The sequence below is a fragment of the Amphibiibacter pelophylacis genome (assembly GCF_037688875.1).
Taxonomy (GTDB): domain Bacteria; phylum Pseudomonadota; class Gammaproteobacteria; order Burkholderiales; family Burkholderiaceae_C; genus Amphibiibacter; species Amphibiibacter pelophylacis.
In genome coordinates this window covers 53,312-68,397 of sequence record NZ_JAWDIE010000006.1, presented here as the reverse complement: position 1 = coordinate 68,397, position 15,086 = coordinate 53,312, and the positions used below count along the sequence as shown (strand labels likewise).

Here is a 15,086-nt window from a genome sequence, read left to right as displayed (position 1 = left end):
AGCCATGAGCACGCTCACGCCCCAGCAGCCACTGTCCCGACAGGTCGAGGACTGGCTGCCCGCCACGCACCTGATCTGTGACAGCCCGGCGCTGCGCGAGCGCATCCTGGCGCTGTGCGCGCAGCTGCCGCTCGAGCCCCGGTCCAGTCCGCTGGAGGCCCTGCTGGACGAGGCGGCACGGCTGCGCTCGCGCGACCTGGGCGCGCTGCTGATCGGTCTGGACGGCGCTACGGCGCAGCACGATCTGGCGCGCGATCTGGCCCGCCTGCGCCAGGACAGTGCCCACGTGCGCACCCTGGGCGTGCTGGACGGCCTGGACAGCGTCAAGATCGCGCCCGAACTGATGGCGCTGCTCGACGAGGTCATCATCCCCGACCTGCCGCTGGCGGCAGCACGGCTGCGCCAGTTCCTGCAGCGCCACATTTTCGAGCTGAAGAAAACCAGCCTGGTCGCCTACATGGATTCGTCGCAGGACGGCCATTTCATCTGGTGCCTGCTGGGCAACGACGTGCGCCTGTCGCGCCGTGTGCTGGAGATCACCGACATGCCGCCCGGCGCGCCCAAGCTGATGGCGCTGACCGAATGCCTGGACAACATCCACCACGACGATCTCGCCCCGCTGCAGCACGCACTCAACCAGCACCTGCTGCATGGCCTGCCCTTCCGCAACGTGGGGTTTCGGCTGCGCACGGGGCTGGGCGGTTTCCGCAAGGTCAGCGGCAGCGGCCAGGCGATTTTCGACCAGCACGGCAAGGCGCTGGTCTTCGCCGGGTCGATCACCGACCAGAGTGCCATCGAGACCATCCACGCCCTGCGCAAGGCCGCAGAAAACCGCTACAGCATCCTGTTCCAGAACCTGAGCGACGCGCTGGTGGTCACCGACCCGCAGACCGGACAGATCCTGGAAGTGAACACCGCCGCCGAGCGCCTGTGGAAAACCGCCCGCGAACAGCTGGTCGGACGCCACCACGCCAGCCTGCACCCGGCCGCCGAGGGCGACAGCAGCGACAGCGCCACCCAGCTGCTGGAGCACCTGCGCCACCTGCGGGAAGACCCGCAGCGCAGCATCATCCGCCGCATGCGCATCGTCACCAGCGCCGGGCGCCAGATTCCGGTCGAGGTCAGCTCGCGCTGGACCGAGCTGGGCGGACGCAGCCAGGTGCTGGCCCTGTACCGCGACGTGACCGACCAGCAGCGCGCGCAGGAGGCCATCTACAAACTGGCCTATTACGACACGCTCACCGGGCTTGGCAACCGCCGCCTGCTGCAGGAGCGCCTGGACCAGGCGCTGCAGCGCAGCGAGAGCCGTCAGCAGTTCTGCGCACTGATGTTCATTGATCTGGACCGCTTCAAGGGCATCAACGACACGCTGGGGCATCTGGTGGGCGACGAGCTGCTCAAGGAAGTGGCGCAGCGCATCAACCGCAGCGTGCGCTCGCAGGACACCGTGGCGCGCAGCGGCGGCGACGAGTTCGTCGTGGTGCTCGAAGCGCTCAGCCCCGAGGAGGATCAGGCGCAGCAGCAGGCCCAGCTCATCGCGGGCAAGATCCTGCGCGTGCTGGCCCAGCCTTTTGTGCTCAAGGGCCAGCCCTGGCGCATCAGCGCCAGCATTGGCGTACGGCTGTTCAACAGTGCCGACCTGTCGGCCGACCGCCTGATGGGCCACGCCGATCTGGCCATGTACCACTCGAAAAACACCGGCCGCAACCGCATCTGCTTTTATCGCGCTGCGCTGCAGACCAGCGAGAACCAGCGCCTGGATCTGGAACAGTCGCTGGAAAGCGGCATCGCGACCGTCCCCGAAGGCGCCAGCGCCAGCCTCAGTGCCACCCGTCTGGCCGAGCAGCTGCAGCTGGAGTTCGCCCCCCAGACCGGTGCCAGCGGCGCGCTGCAGGCCCTGCAGGCGCAGGTGCGCTGGCAGCACCCGCGCCACGGCCTGATCGAGGCCCACCGCGTCAGCGGTCTGGTGCAGGAAACCGGCCTGGGCGACACGCTGCAGCAGTGGCTGCTGACACACCTGCTGGAAGCGGCGCTCGCGCTGCACCGCGAAGGCCAGCCCGTGGCGCTGGAGCTGGCCCTGCCGCTGGCCGCGCAGCCCTCGGGCTGGACTGCGCTGGTCGATCATCTGCGCGCCATGCGCACCCGCCACCCGCAGGCCCTGCCGCCACTGCGCCTGGACATCAGCGAGGACACGCTGATCAATCCGGACACCCTGCTGGCGCCCGTCTGCCGCGATCTGTCCGCCCTGGGCGTGCGCCTGGCGGTGAGCGATTTCGGGCACAGCTACAGCACGCTGACGCTGCTGCAGGATCTGCCGGTGGATACGCTGAAACTGTCGCGCAGCCTCGTGGGCCAGATCGCCACCCAGCCGCGCGCCGCGCAACTGGCGGGCGTTCTGGTGCGCATCGGCCACGACATGGGCCTGAGCGTGGTGGCCCCGGCGGTGGACGACGCAGCCACGCACCAGCGGCTGGTTGATCTGGGCTGCGACGCCTTTCAGGGCGCAGTGGCCGGGGCCCCTGCCCCGCTGCCACACTGGCTGCGCCAGCCGCAGGCGCTGGCGTCCTGATCAGGGCGTCATGCGGCTGCGGATGTCCGGCCAGGCCTTGTGCAGGTAGTAGGCCATGGACCAGATGGTGAGCACGCTGGCCGCGTAAATCAGCACTGTGCCCCAGAAGGCGGCGTCGATCCGGCCCAGCAGGCTGGGGCTGTCGACCAGCAGGAAGGGCAGCGCGATCATCTGCAGCGTGGTCTTGAGCTTGCCCAGCATGTGCACGGCCACGCTGCGTGTGGCCCCGATCTGCGCCATCCACTCGCGCAGGGCGGAAATGGCGATCTCGCGGCCGATGATGATCAGCGCCACCGGCACGTTCACGCGGCCCAGATCCAGCAGGATCAGCAGCGAGGCGCAAACCAGGAACTTGTCCGCCACCGGGTCCAGAAAGGCGCCAAAGGCGCTGGTCTGGTTCCAGCGCCGCGCCAGCCAGCCGTCCAGCCAGTCGGTCACGGCGACGCCGACAAACAGCAGCGCGGCGATCCAGTTCTGCCAGACCTCGGGCAGCGGCAGGCCGAACACGCCCGCGATCAGGGGGATCGCCAGGATGCGCGCCCAGGTCAGCCACATCGGGATGGTGGTGAACATGCGGCCAGCCCCTTCAGCGGTCCAGGATGGCCGGTTTGAAGCGGCGATCGTCGTTGAACAGGAAAATTTCGGAGAAGCGCCACGGCTTGGGCAGCTGGCCCACCGGCGCAAAAGGCGCGGCGCGGCGCACGGCGGCCTTGGCCAGCTCGACGGTGTCCAGCGCCTGGCTGGGCTCGCGCTTGACCTCGATGTCGGCCACGGAGCCGTCCGCATTCAGTTCAATCTCCAGCACCGGAATCGCCAGCAGCGGCTCGGGCACCTCGCCCATATAGGTGCCCTGCGGGTTGGCCTGCACCAGGTGCTGCGCGGCCTGCACGCGGTAGTCCAGCCAGGCCTGCTTTTCCTGCGGCGTGAGCGGTTTGGTGCCAATGATGGGCAGGTCAGCGACCACCGCAGGCAGCTGCACGGAGGCACAACCGCCCAGCGCCAGCACTGCCGTCAGCACCAGCCCCGTCATCCAGCCCTGAGGCAGGCGATGTCCGGCGGCCAGATGGGGGCTTATCGTCATGAAATGTCCTTGTTACGACCCAGATCAGCCCTGTAGTCTACGCCCAAGCGCTGCTCAGGCGGGCAGGCCAGGGGTATCGTCTTCGGTGGCCAGCATGCTGCTGGTCGGGTCGGAGCGCTCGACACGGTTGCGGCCCGCGTGCTTGGCCCGGTACAGCGCGCTGTCGGCCAGGCTGTACAGGCGGCTTTCGGACAGACCGCGACCGGCAAAAGCAAACCCGCCGCTCAGGGTGACCGGAATGTGCTGGCCCTCGATCTCGAAATGCGCGGCAGCCACGCTCTGGCACAGGCGCTCGGCGAGCTGCGTGGCCTGGTCCTCGTCCACGTTGCGGATCAGCACGGCGAACTCCTCGCCGCCTACGCGGGCCAGCATGTCGCTGCGGCGCAGCTCGCCGTGCAGGACAGCCGCGACGCGGCGCAGCACCTCGTCACCGCAATCGTGGCCGTACTCGTCGTTGATGTGCTTGAAATGATCGATGTCCATCAGCAGCAGGCACAGCCGCGGGACCGGGCTGCTGGCCGGCCGGTCCCGGTGCACCTGCTCGACATGGCGGCGGAACATGGCCTGGAAGGCGCGCCGGTTGGGCACGCCCGTCAGCACGTCGGTTTCGGCCATGCGCTGCAGATCCATCTCGCTGCCGGCCGACGAGTACTCGGACACCATCACCAGGATGATCAGCGCCGCCACACAGGTGAACTGGATCAGGCTGCGGTACAGATCCAGCAGGTCACTGCCCACAGTGTCGGTGTAGAACTGCGGCGGGCTGTACGGCGCCACCGAAGCCACCGCAAACAGCGTCAGGCTGACCAGCACACAGCCCATCATGTGGCGCCACTGCCGCCGCTCGAACAGCATGGGCGCAATCACGCAGAACAGCAGAAAGTACAGCTGTACATCAATGCTGCGCCCCTGAATGGAGGCCGTGGTGGCGATGACCGCATTGGCCGTCCCGAAAAACAGCCACTTCGCCGCCAGAATGCGGCCCAGGCGGCTGAGCTGCAGGCTATACAGGAAGAAAGGCAGATACAGGAAGAGCAGCAGCCCGCACACCACAAAGCCCAGCCGGCCGGTGAGCAGATAGGCCGTGGAATAAATCAGGCAGCTGCCCACGCCCAGCAGGGCCGCCACATTGGTCTGCACCACCTTGCGCCGTGCGGACACGCTGCTGATGCCCTCCGAGCCCAGGCGCGACAGGGCCTGCAGGCGCGCGAGCCAGCCCTTGGAAGGGACATTGACGGAGGTGTCCGGCACAAAAAATCCTGTCCAGCGAAGTGAGGGCCCGCCGGGATGCGGAAAAACCCTGAGTCACATCGGATTGTGCCGCCTGCGCCGCCCGGCATAGGGCAGATTAGCGGGAAAAATGCCGGGACTTCCCCAGGCTGTTCTGCAGCCGCAAGGTGCGGACTCAGCCGTGCAGACTTTGGTAAATCAGCTCCGCCAGCGTGCGCGAAATGCCCGGCACCGCCACCAGATCGTCCACGCTGGCGTCGGTCACGCCGCGCACGCCGCCGAAATGGGCGAGCAGCGCGGCGCGCTTTTTGGGGCCCACGCCTTCGATGTCTTCCAGGCGGCTGCCGCCCGTGCGCACCTTGGCGCGGCGCGCGCGCATCCCGGTGATGGCGAAGCGGTGGGCTTCGTCGCGGATCTGCGCGACCAGCATCAGCGCGGGCGAATCGGGGGGCAGCGTCAGTTTGGGGCGGCCATCGACAAAAACCAGCTCTTCCAGGCCGACGCGGCGGCCTTCGCCCTTCTCGACCCCGGCGATCAGGCTGGGCGGCAGGCCCAGCTCGTCGCACAGCACCTCGCGCGAGACGCTGACCTGGCCCTTGCCGCCGTCGATCAGGATGACATCGGGCAGGCGCACCGGGCTGTCGGGCGCCGCTTCGGCCAGCGCCTGCACCAGGCGGCCGTAGCGGCGCTGCAGCGCCTGGCGCATGGCGGCGTAATCGTCACCGCCGGTGATGCCGCTGATGTTGTAGCGGCGGTATTCGCTGGACTGCATGGTGTGGCCCTCGAAGACCACGCACGAGGCGACCGTGGCCTCGCCGGACATGTGGCTGATGTCCAGGCACTCGATGCGCAGGCTGTCCGGATCCAGCTCCTGCGGGTCCAGCGAGAGCGCCGCCATGAGCGCCAGCGTGCGCTCGCGCTGGCTGCCTTCCTGCGCCAGCAGCCGGGTCAGCGCCAGCGCCGCGCCCTGCTGCGCCATGTCCAGCCAGATGCGGCGCTGCTCGCGCGGATTGTGCTGGATGCGCACCGGCGACTGCGCCGCGTCCTCCAGCGCCACGCGCACGCTGTCCGGCACCGGGTGGCTGACCACGAGCTGCGGCGGCAGCGGCAGCGTGGCGTAGTGCTGCGCCAGAAAGGCGGTCAGCACGCGCTGCTCCAGCGACAGCGGGGCGGGGTCAAGGTCTGAATCGGTTGCGGCGGGCGCCTTGAATTCGGCCCCGGATTCCGCTGCGGCATCGTCCAGCGCGGCTTCGGCGGCGATCCAGTCGGGCACGACGTGGTCGGGGAAGAAGGCCCGGTCGCCCAGATGACGGCTGCCGCGCACCATGGCCAGGTTGACGCAGGCGCGCCCGCCCTGCACGCGCACGGCGATGATGTCCACATCCTGCGTCGCGGGACTGGAGCTGGACGCATCCACCGCCTGCTGGTGCATGATCCCGGCCAGCGACTGCACCTGGTCGCGCACGCGGGCGGCGGCTTCGTACTCCTGCGCCTGCGCGTGCGCCATCATCTGCTGCTGGAGCTGCTGCTGCAGCTGCTGGCCGTCGCCGCGCAGGAAGGCCTCGGCCTTGGCCACGTCGGCGGCGTATTCGGTGGCCGTGACAAGATCGACGCAGGGCCCGCTGCAGCGTTTGATCTGGTGCAGCAGGCAGGGCCGCGAGCGGTTGCGGAACACCGCTTCCTCGCAGGTGCGCAGCTGGAACATCTTCTGGATGTGGACCACCGCTTCGCGCGCCGCCCACACGTTGGGGTAAGGCCCGAAGTAGCGGTGCTGGCGGTCGACCTGGCCGCGAAAGTAGAGCAAACGCGGAAAGCGGTGGTTGACCAGCTTGATGTAGGGGTAGCTCTTGTCGTCGCGGAACAGGATGTTGTAGCGCGGGCGCAGGGCCTTGATCAGGTTGTTTTCCAGCAGCAGCGCTTCGGTTTCCGAGCGCACCACCGTGGTTTCCATGCGCACGATGCGCGTCACCATCAGGCCGATGCGCGTGCCGCCGTGGTCGCGGTGGAAGTAACTGGAGACGCGCCGCCGCAGGTTTTTCGCCTTGCCGACGTACAGCACCTCGTCGCCCGCGCCAAAGTAGCGGTAGACGCCGGGCAGCGCGGGCAGCGCGGCCACTTCGGCCAGCAGCGCGGCGCGGACCGGGTCCGGGGCGGAATCAGCGGACGGATCGCTCACAGCAAGACTGGAAAGGGCTCAGGCGAAATCCAGCGTCACCACCCCGCCGGGCGTACCCAGCAGACACAGGCTGGCGCGGTGGCGCGCGAAAATCCCCACGGTGAGCACGCCGGGCCACAGCGAGATTTCGGCCTCCAGCGCCAGCGGATCGGTGATCGTCAGGCCGCGCACGTCCAGCACGCACTGGCCGTTGTCGGTGGTCACGCCGGGGCGCACCGACGCCTGGCCGCCCAGCGCGGCAAAGCGCCGGATCAGACGCGGCACCGCCAGCGGCACGACCTCGACCGGCAGCGGGAAGGCGCCCAGAACCGCGACACGCTTGCTCTCGTCGCAGATGCAGATGAAGCGCTCGGCCAGATCGGCAACGATTTTCTCGCGCGTCAGCGCCGCGCCGCCGCCCTTGATCATGTGGCCGCGCGGGTCGATTTCGTCGGCGCCGTCGATGTAGACAGGGATGCTGGCCACGTCCTGCGTTTCCAGCACGCGGATGCCGTGCGAGCGCAGCCGCGCGGTGCTGGCCTCGGACGACGACACCGCGCCCGCGATGCGATCCTTGCGCGTGGCCAGCGCATCGATGAACTGGTTGACCGTCGAGCCCGTGCCCACGCCGACCACCGCGCCGTCGGGAATGTGGTCCAGCACGGCCCGGCCGACCAGCGCCTTGAGATCGTCCTGGGTCATGGGATTCGTCGGGGACATGGCAGATCCTTCGCGTGAGAGGGGTTGAATGCGGGAGACCGGATTATCCAACGTCGAACCACCCCGCTGGCGCTGTGGGCTTGTCCGCAATTGAGAGAATGATTATCATTCGACAATTCTCACTTCCTGAGGGGGTGTCGCAAACACCCCGTCTGTCCAGGGCCTGCCATGATCGTCTGTGTCTGCCACCGCGTCAGCGACCACACCATCCGCCGCTGCGGCCGCGAAGGCGGCTGCTTTGACACGCTGCAGTTCGAGCACGGCGTCGCCACCCAGTGTGGCCAGTGCGCGTGCAGCGCTCGCGCCCTGCTGGACGAAGGCCGCGCCGAGGCCGGTCTGTGCTCTTCAGACCACGCCCGCGCCCCCGCTTACCCCGTTATTGCGCTGCGCCCGGCCCTTGCCGCCTGAATCGGGTCTGAATTCTGCTGAAATCCGCCCTTGATCCAGCGCGGCTGGGGCGTTACAGTGCGGGCCTGTTCCATTGCGATAGAAAGGTCTCCATGAAAGGCGACGCCCAGGTCATCGGCCAGCTCCAGGCCCAGCTCAAGAACGAACTGACAGCCATCAATCAGTACTTCCTGCACTACCGCATCCTCAAGCACTGGGGACTGGACAAGCTGGCCCAGAAGGAGTACGCCGAATCCATCGGTGAGATGAAGCACGCCGACTGGCTCATGGACCGCATCCTGATGCTCGACGGCCTGCCCAACCTGCAGGACCTGGGCAAACTGAACATCGGCGAGACCGTGCCCGAGATTCTGTCCAGCGATCTGGCGCTGGAGCGCGGCGCGCAGGCCACCGTCAAGGCCGGCATCGCCGACTGCGAGAAGGCGCACGACTTTGTCTCGCGCGACCTGCTGCTGAAGATTCTGGACGACACCGAAGAGCACATCGATTTCCTGGAAACCCAGATCGAACTCATCGAGCGTGTGGGCCTGGCCAACTACCAGCAGTCCATGATGGGCTCGCCGGAATAATCCGCGCCAGACCCGCCCACGCAGGCCATTGCGAACCCGCCACCCGGCGGGTTTTTTCGTACAGCAGCCCCGAGCGTCTCCCCCATGAAGCAGCACACGCCTTTCATCATCGGCATCGCCGGAGGCAGCGGCAGTGGCAAATCCACCGTCACCCGCCACATACTGCAGGCGGCCGGCGCCGAGCACACCAGCGTCCTGATCCAGGACAACTACTACCGCGACCAGAGCGATCTCACGCCCGAACAGCGGCGCAAGACCAACTACGACCACCCGCACGCCTTCGACTGGCCGCTGCTGCTGGCCCAGGTGGACGACCTGCGCCAGGGCCTGCCGGTGGCCATGCCGATCTACGATTTCTCGCGCGACAACCGCAGCCCGGACACGGTGACGCTGACCAGCACGCCCATCATCGTGCTGGAGGGCATTTTCACGCTGTACGACAGCGCGCTGCGCGACCTGATGTCCCTGAAGATTTACGTGGACACCGACGCCGACGTGCGCTTCATCCGCCGCCTGACGCGCGACGTGCGCGAGCGCGGTCGTGACATGGACAGCGTCATCACCCAGTACAAGGCCACCGTGCGGCCCATGCACAACCAGTTCGTCGAGCCGACCAAGCGCTACGCCGACATCATCCTGCCGCACGGCAGCAACCAGGCGGCGGTGGACATGATCACCGCGAAGATCCGCTCGCTGACCCCGGCGCCACAGGCCAGCACCGAGGACTGACGAACCATTTCCGACGGGCTCAGACCGGCTGGACCCAGTCGGCGGCCAGCTCCAGCGGCGCGCTGGCCACCATGCTGTCGGCCGATAGGCCCGCCTGCAGCACAAAGCGCCCGGCTTCGGCCACCCAGGCTTTGCGGCCCTCGTCGAACCAGGCCAGTGCGCGCGGGCCGAGTTCAAAGCGCGCCACGCCGGACTCTCCCGCCGCCAGGTGCAGCTTGGCAAATCCCTTCAGTTCGCGCGGCGGACGCGGCACGCTGGCCGACTCGTCCGTCACATAAAGCTGCACCACCGCCTGCCCGGCGCGATCGCCCGTGTTGCGCACGGTGATTTCGGCGGTCACGGTGTCTCCCGGCTGGATCGGCCCGGGCACGGCGCTGGAAACCGTCAGGGCGCCGAACTCGAAGCTGGTGTACGACAGGCCGTGGCCGAAGGGGAAGCGCACCGCGTCGCCGCGCGCCTGGTGGTGGCGGTAGCCGATAAAAACGCCCTCCTTGTACTGCACATGCCCGTCCACCGCCGGGTAGGCCTGCGGGTCGCCAAAGGCCACGGTGTCCTCGAGGCGCAGCGGCCAGGTCTGCGGCAGGCGCCCGCCCGGATCGGCCGCGCCCAGCAGCACGTCGGCGATGGCGTTGCCGCACTCCTGGCCCGGATACCAGGCCTGCAGCACGGCAGGCACCGCGTCCAGCCAGGGCAGCAGCAGCGGCGAACCGCTCTGCAGCACAACAAAGGTGCGCGGGTTGGCGGCGGCCACGCGCGCGATCAGCTCGTCCTGCCGGTGGGGCAGCGCAATGCCGGGGCGGTCCAGCCCTTCGTTGTCCCATTCGGCGTTCAGCCCGGCGAAAACAAGGGCGACATCGGCCGCGCGGGCGGCATCGACGGCGGCCACGATGTCGGCCTCGCCCAGCAGCCGCGCCGCGCCAATGCGCAGGGCGTGAAAGCCCAGCTGGACCTCGCCTGCGCTCACGGGGCGCTGGCTGCTGTACTCGACGACGATCTCGGCGACCTCGCCCGCCGCCATCGTGCGGGTGTGTACGATTTCGCTGCAGCCCTGGTTGAAGTAGGTGTCGCCCGCCGTCCAGCTGTCCCAGGCGTTGATGACGCACTCGCCGTTCAGGCTCATGCGGCAGCGCCCGGCAGCAGCCAGCGAGAAGGCGTGCTCGCCCGCCGCTTCGGCCACGTAGCGCAGCGTGCAGCGCGCCGAAAAGGCCTGGCCGTGCGCGATGCCTTCCGGGCGCGTACCCACCCACAGCACCTCGCTGTTGGGCACGGTTTCGGTGGCAAGGACGGGGCCGTCAAACTCGGGCGTGCCGTAGACCTGGAAGGACGTCGGCGCCGCGATCACCGGCACGTAGCGGTGGATGTCTGCTCCTGGCTCGTGCGTGAAGCGCACGCCCGGACAGGCCTGCGCCAGCGCCTGGGCCGGGCTGACGCGGTAGTGCGCGTTCACGTTCGCGCTGCCGCCGCCCATGATCTGCGCCGTGGTGGCCGCGCGACCGATCAGCGCCACGCTCTGGCCCGCGTCCAGCGCCAGCGGCAGGGTCTGCGCCTGATTCTTCAGCAGCACCGTGCCTTCCTGGCCCAGACGGCGGATCAGGGCGCGGTGCGCGGGGAGATCGTCAGCGCGTTCGGGCGCCAGCACCGGGTCGTCCCAGCGGCCCAGGCGCTGCGCCAGCTCCAGCACGCGGCGGGCGCAGTCGCGCACGGCCTGCGCCGGGATGCGGCCCTCGTTCACCGCCGCCACCAGCGCCGCGCCACGGCCGCGCGTGGGGCCAGGCATCTCCAGATCGCAGCCCGCCAGCACGCCCTGGAGGGTGTCGTGCGCAGCAAACCAGTCGCTCATCACCAGGCCGTCAAAACCCCACTCGCCGCGCAGGATGCCCTGCACCAGGCGCTGCTGATCGGCCATGAACACGCCATCGACGCGGTTGTAGCCCGTCATCACCGCCATCACGCCCGCCTCTTTGACGGCGCGCTCGAAGGGCAGCAGATACAGCTCGCGCAGCGCCCGCTCGGGGATGTCGGAGCTGGCGGTGAGGCGCTGGTATTCGCTCTCGTTGCCGACAAAGTGCTTGATGGTGGCCGCCACGCCCTGCGACTGCACACCGCGCACGTAGGCCACGGCCAGTTCGGACGACAGCCAGGGGTCTTCGGAATGACATTCAAAGTTGCGCCCGTTGTACACCGTGCGCTGCAGGTTGACGGTGGGCGCCAGCAGCACCTGCGCGCCTTTGAGCTTCGCCTCAACGCCCAGCGCCGCGCCGGTGGCTTCGACCAGCTCGGGGTTCCAGGTCGCCGCCAGCGCGATCCCGACCGGGAAGCAGGCGGTTTTCGGCCCGTCCTTGAAGATGCCACCACGCGCGCCGTTGGGGCCGTCAGTCACCTTGAAGGCCGGAATGCCCAGGCGCGGCACGGGCACGCTGGTCCAGAAATCCGCGCCGGTGAGCAGACTGGCCTGCTCTTCCAGGGTGAGGGCGTCGAGCAGCGCGGTGAGGTTGGGGGTGTTTTGGGAGGTCATGGGTGGGGTCATCAGAAGCTCCGGGGGCCTGCCCTGACGATAGCGCAGGAAACAGCCTCGCACCAGCACCCCACCGCTGAGCACTGGCATGATGCGGCATTCCCGCGACCACCCGCCCCTGCATGCCCTCCCTGCCCCGCCCTGCTGCCGCCGACAGCCGCCACGCCATTTTTCTGGTGCTGGCGTCGGTGGCGCTGTTTGCCGTGTTCGACAGCACCGTCAAAGTGCTGGGGCAGATCGCGCCCATGGCCATGGTGCTGTGGGTGCGCTACGCCTTTCAGGTCGGCCTGACGCTGCTGACCGCCGGGCCGCGCCAGCGCCGCCAGCTCTTTGTGACGCACCGGCCGGGGCTGCAGCTGGCGCGCGGGCTGGCGCTGCTGAGCATGAGCGCGCTGGCTTTCCTGAGCCTGCAGCACATGCCGGTGGGCGAGTTCACCGCCATCGTCATGCTGACGCCGCTGCTCATCACCTTTCTGGCCGCGACGCTGCTGGGCGAAACCGTGTCGCGCCTGCGCTGGGCGCTGCTGGGCGTGGGCCTGGCCTGCGCGCTGCTTGTCATCCGGCCTCAGGGCGGACAGGCCAGCGCAGCGGTGATTTACCCGCTGCTGCTGGTCGTGGCCGGGGCGGCCTTCCATGTGCTGAGCAGCCAGCTGTCGCGCACCGAAAATTCCAGCACCACCCAGCTCTTCACCGGGATGGTCGGCCTGCTGGTCATGACGGCCTTCCTGCCCGGACAGTGGCAGGCGCTGGACGCCCGCACCTGGGCGCTGCTGGGGGTGGCCGGCGCGCTGAGCTCCGGCGGACACTTCCTGCTGATCCTGGCGTATGCGCGCGCCTCGGCAGCGACATTGACGCCTTATCTTTATTTCCAGATCGCGTTTGCCACGCTGGCCGGCGGGCTGCTGTTTGGCCACATCCCGGACGCACTGGCGCTGACCGGCATCGTGGGCATCGCCTTTTGCGGCGCACTGGGCACCTGGATCACGGCGCACGAATCCCGCCGCGCCATGGAAGCGCTCAGAACAGCCCTGCCGCCAGATTGATCGCCATGGCGACCACGGTGATGTTGAAGAAATAGGACGCAATGCAGTGCGCCAGCCCCACACGGCGCAGTGGGCGCGATTCAAACGAGACATCCGCCGTCTGCCCCGACGTGCCGATGACGCAGGCGAAGTACATGAAATCCCAGTAATCGGGGGCCTCGCTGCCGGGAAACGCCAGCCCGCCGTGGCCGCAGCGCGCCTGCTCCAGCGTGTAGACGTGCGCATAGTGCTGGGCAAACATGGTGTGCATGAACAGCCAGGACGAGACCACCGTCAGCGCCGCCAGCCCCAGGTGCAGCGCGCGCAGGCCGGGCGTCAGCGCCTTCACGTCGGGCAGCTCGATCACCACCGCCACCAGGCTGATCAGCGTAGTCGCCAGGGTGAAGGCCAGTACGGCGATCTGGCCGACGTCCTGCTCGCTGGCACGGCGGCGCAGCAGCCGCGCGTCGGCGCCAGTCATCAGCACCATCATCAGGGCCAGAAAGAGCAGCACAGCCGCGTTCCAGGCCAGCAGGAAGCGCGGTCCCTCTTCGTTCAGGCCCGCCAGCGGCAGCAGCGCCCAGACCAGCAGGCCCGCCAGCACCGAGCCCCACAGCCGGGGCCGGGAGCGCACAAAATGGAGAAAGCGGCGGGAGATTCTGGACATGGGCCGCGATTCTAGACCGGCCCGTCGTGGTCCCGGTGACCCCAGTCCCACCAGGGCCGCGCGGGAAACCCGTACCGCGCCTGCGGCCTCTCCCTAGAATGCGCGCTGCACCTGGAGACCCCCTTGACCCAAACCTTGAGACTGACTTTCATCCTGGCCGCCCTGAGCATGGTGGGCCCGCTGGCGATTGACACCTATCTGCCCGCCATGCCGGCCATCCGCGACCAGTTCGGCATCAGCGAGTTCTGGATTCAGCAGTCGCTCAGCGGCTTTCTGTTCGCCTTCGCCGCGATGATGCTGATTTACGGCACGCTGTCCGACAGCTTTGGCCGCCGCCGCGTGATCCTGGTCTCGCTGGTGATTTACATCCTGGCGTCGATTGGCGTGGCGCTGTCGCCCAACTACCCCACGCTGCTGGTGATGCGCGTGCTGCAGGGCCTGGCGGCGGGCGCGGGCTCGGTCGTCGGGCGCGCCATCGTGCAGGACGTGTTCTCGGGCGTGCAGGCGCAGAAGGTCATGTCGCAGATCATGATGGTGTTTGGCCTGGCGCCCGCCATCGCGCCCGTGCTGGGCGGCTGGATGCTGGTGTTTTTCAGCTGGCGCGGCGTGTTCTGGTTCCTGACGCTGTTTGCCACCGTGCTGACTTTTGTCGTCTGGCGCGCCCTGCCCGAAAGCCTGCCCGTGGCGCAGCGCACGCCGCTGCGTCTGGGCCTGATCCTGGGCAATTACTGGCGCGTAGGCAAAAACCCGGCCTTCATCGCCCTGTCGATGGCGGTGGGCCTGAGCTTTGGCGGTTTCTCGCTGTACATCGGCTCGGCGGCGCAATTTGTCACGCACATTCTGGGCCTGGGTGAAACGTCTTACGCCTGGATGTTCATCCCGATGATCGGCGGCTTCATGCTGGGTTCGGCGCTGTCAGGCCGCTACGCCGCCCACCACAGCACGCGCCGCCTGGTGGCCTTTGGCTACACGGTCATGATCGTCGCCACCGCACTGAACGTGGGCTACAACAGCTTCTTCCCGGCTGTCGTGCCCTGGGCGGTGCTACCGCTGGGTGTTTATTCGTTTGGCGTGGCCTTCACCACCCCGGCGATCACGCTGCGCGCGCTGGAGCTTTTCCCCGCCAACCGCGGTCTGGCCTCGTCCATGCTGTCCTTCGGGCAGATGATGATTTTCGCGCTGGCCTCGGGCTTCCTGGCGCCGGTTCTGTTTGATTCGGCGCTGCACCTGGCGCTGGGCGTGGCCGGGCTGCTGGTGGCCAGTATGGCGATGTGGACGCTGGCGCAGAAGATCGCCCCGGCACCCAGCCTGGCCGAGCGCGCCGCCCAGGACGAGAGCCGGGGTTTACCCGGGGAAGAGGCTGGCGCTCGGCTATAATTCCGGGGTTTTGTCCGCAACAGCCTGGAGTCCCCTTTGCAGCC

General features: G+C 68.2%; 13 protein-coding genes. 6 read left to right on the top strand and 7 right to left on the bottom strand.

What is annotated here, in order from left to right:
- Positions 1-4 precede the first annotated feature (4 nt).
- Positions 5-2,569, top strand: coding sequence for a putative bifunctional diguanylate cyclase/phosphodiesterase (locus RV045_RS05175; RefSeq protein WP_423234711.1), 2,565 nt, complete (start codon positions 5-7; stop codon positions 2,567-2,569).
- On the opposite strand, the gene pgsA is transcribed toward RV045_RS05175, so the two are convergent.
- The 5 genes from pgsA to rpiA all read right to left on the bottom strand — a co-directional run bounded on the left by pgsA (position 2,570) and on the right by rpiA (position 7,737).
- Complete coding sequence (gene pgsA, locus RV045_RS05170) at positions 2,570-3,142, bottom strand: CDP-diacylglycerol--glycerol-3-phosphate 3-phosphatidyltransferase (RefSeq protein WP_423234710.1); 573 nt, start codon at positions 3,140-3,142, stop codon at positions 2,570-2,572. It abuts the gene before it with no gap.
- A 13-nt stretch (positions 3,143-3,155) separates the two neighbouring features.
- Entirely contained in the window at positions 3,156-3,650 is a 495-nt protein-coding gene (locus RV045_RS05165; RefSeq protein ID WP_423234709.1) for an energy transducer TonB family protein, read from the bottom strand.
- A 54-nt stretch (positions 3,651-3,704) separates the two neighbouring features.
- On the bottom strand, positions 3,705-4,901 hold the full coding sequence (locus tag RV045_RS05160; RefSeq protein ID WP_423234708.1) for a GGDEF domain-containing protein: 1,197 nt from the start codon (positions 4,899-4,901) through the stop codon (positions 3,705-3,707).
- Positions 4,902-5,055: 154 nt separating this feature from the next.
- Positions 5,056-7,056 (bottom strand): excinuclease ABC subunit UvrC, encoded by a 2,001-nt coding sequence (gene uvrC, locus RV045_RS05155; RefSeq protein ID WP_423234707.1) that lies wholly within the window; start codon positions 7,054-7,056, stop codon positions 5,056-5,058.
- Between the two features lie 18 nt (positions 7,057-7,074).
- Positions 7,075-7,737: a ribose-5-phosphate isomerase RpiA gene (gene rpiA / locus RV045_RS05150; protein ID WP_423234795.1), complete on the bottom strand. Its 663-nt coding sequence runs from the start codon at positions 7,735-7,737 to the stop codon at positions 7,075-7,077.
- Positions 7,738-7,923: 186 nt separating this feature from the next.
- On the opposite strand from rpiA, the gene RV045_RS05145 reads away from it, so the two are divergent.
- From RV045_RS05145 to udk, 3 genes are all read left to right on the top strand, one after another.
- Positions 7,924-8,163, top strand: a complete 240-nt coding sequence (locus RV045_RS05145; RefSeq protein WP_423234706.1) for a (2Fe-2S)-binding protein — start codon at positions 7,924-7,926, stop codon at positions 8,161-8,163.
- A gap of 92 nt (positions 8,164-8,255) precedes the next feature.
- Positions 8,256-8,732 carry a bacterioferritin gene (gene bfr / locus RV045_RS05140; RefSeq protein WP_423234705.1) on the top strand — a complete coding sequence of 159 codons (477 nt, stop codon included), beginning with the start codon at positions 8,256-8,258 and terminating at the stop codon, positions 8,730-8,732.
- Between the two features lie 84 nt (positions 8,733-8,816).
- On the top strand, positions 8,817-9,461 hold the full coding sequence (gene udk, locus RV045_RS05135) for a uridine kinase (RefSeq protein ID WP_423234704.1): 645 nt from the start codon (positions 8,817-8,819) through the stop codon (positions 9,459-9,461).
- Positions 9,462-9,480: 19 nt separating this feature from the next.
- On the opposite strand, the gene RV045_RS05130 is transcribed toward udk, so the two are convergent.
- The gene (locus RV045_RS05130; RefSeq protein ID WP_423234703.1) at positions 9,481-11,976 is read right to left on the bottom strand and encodes a glycoside hydrolase family 3 C-terminal domain-containing protein; all 2,496 of its coding nucleotides are present in this window, start codon (positions 11,974-11,976) and stop codon (positions 9,481-9,483) included.
- A 122-nt stretch (positions 11,977-12,098) separates the two neighbouring features.
- On the opposite strand from RV045_RS05130, the gene RV045_RS05125 reads away from it, so the two are divergent.
- Positions 12,099-13,019, top strand: a complete 921-nt coding sequence (locus tag RV045_RS05125) for a DMT family transporter (RefSeq protein WP_423234702.1) — start codon at positions 12,099-12,101, stop codon at positions 13,017-13,019.
- On the opposite strand, the gene RV045_RS05120 is transcribed toward RV045_RS05125, so the two are convergent.
- Entirely contained in the window at positions 12,994-13,665 is a 672-nt protein-coding gene (locus RV045_RS05120) for a DUF1345 domain-containing protein (RefSeq protein ID WP_423234701.1), read from the bottom strand. The genes RV045_RS05125 and RV045_RS05120 overlap by 26 nt on opposite strands.
- Before the next feature lie 123 nt (positions 13,666-13,788).
- On the opposite strand from RV045_RS05120, the gene RV045_RS05115 reads away from it, so the two are divergent.
- Positions 13,789-15,042 (top strand): multidrug effflux MFS transporter, encoded by a 1,254-nt coding sequence (locus RV045_RS05115; protein WP_423234700.1) that lies wholly within the window; start codon positions 13,789-13,791, stop codon positions 15,040-15,042.
- Positions 15,043-15,086: the final 44 nt, after the last annotated feature.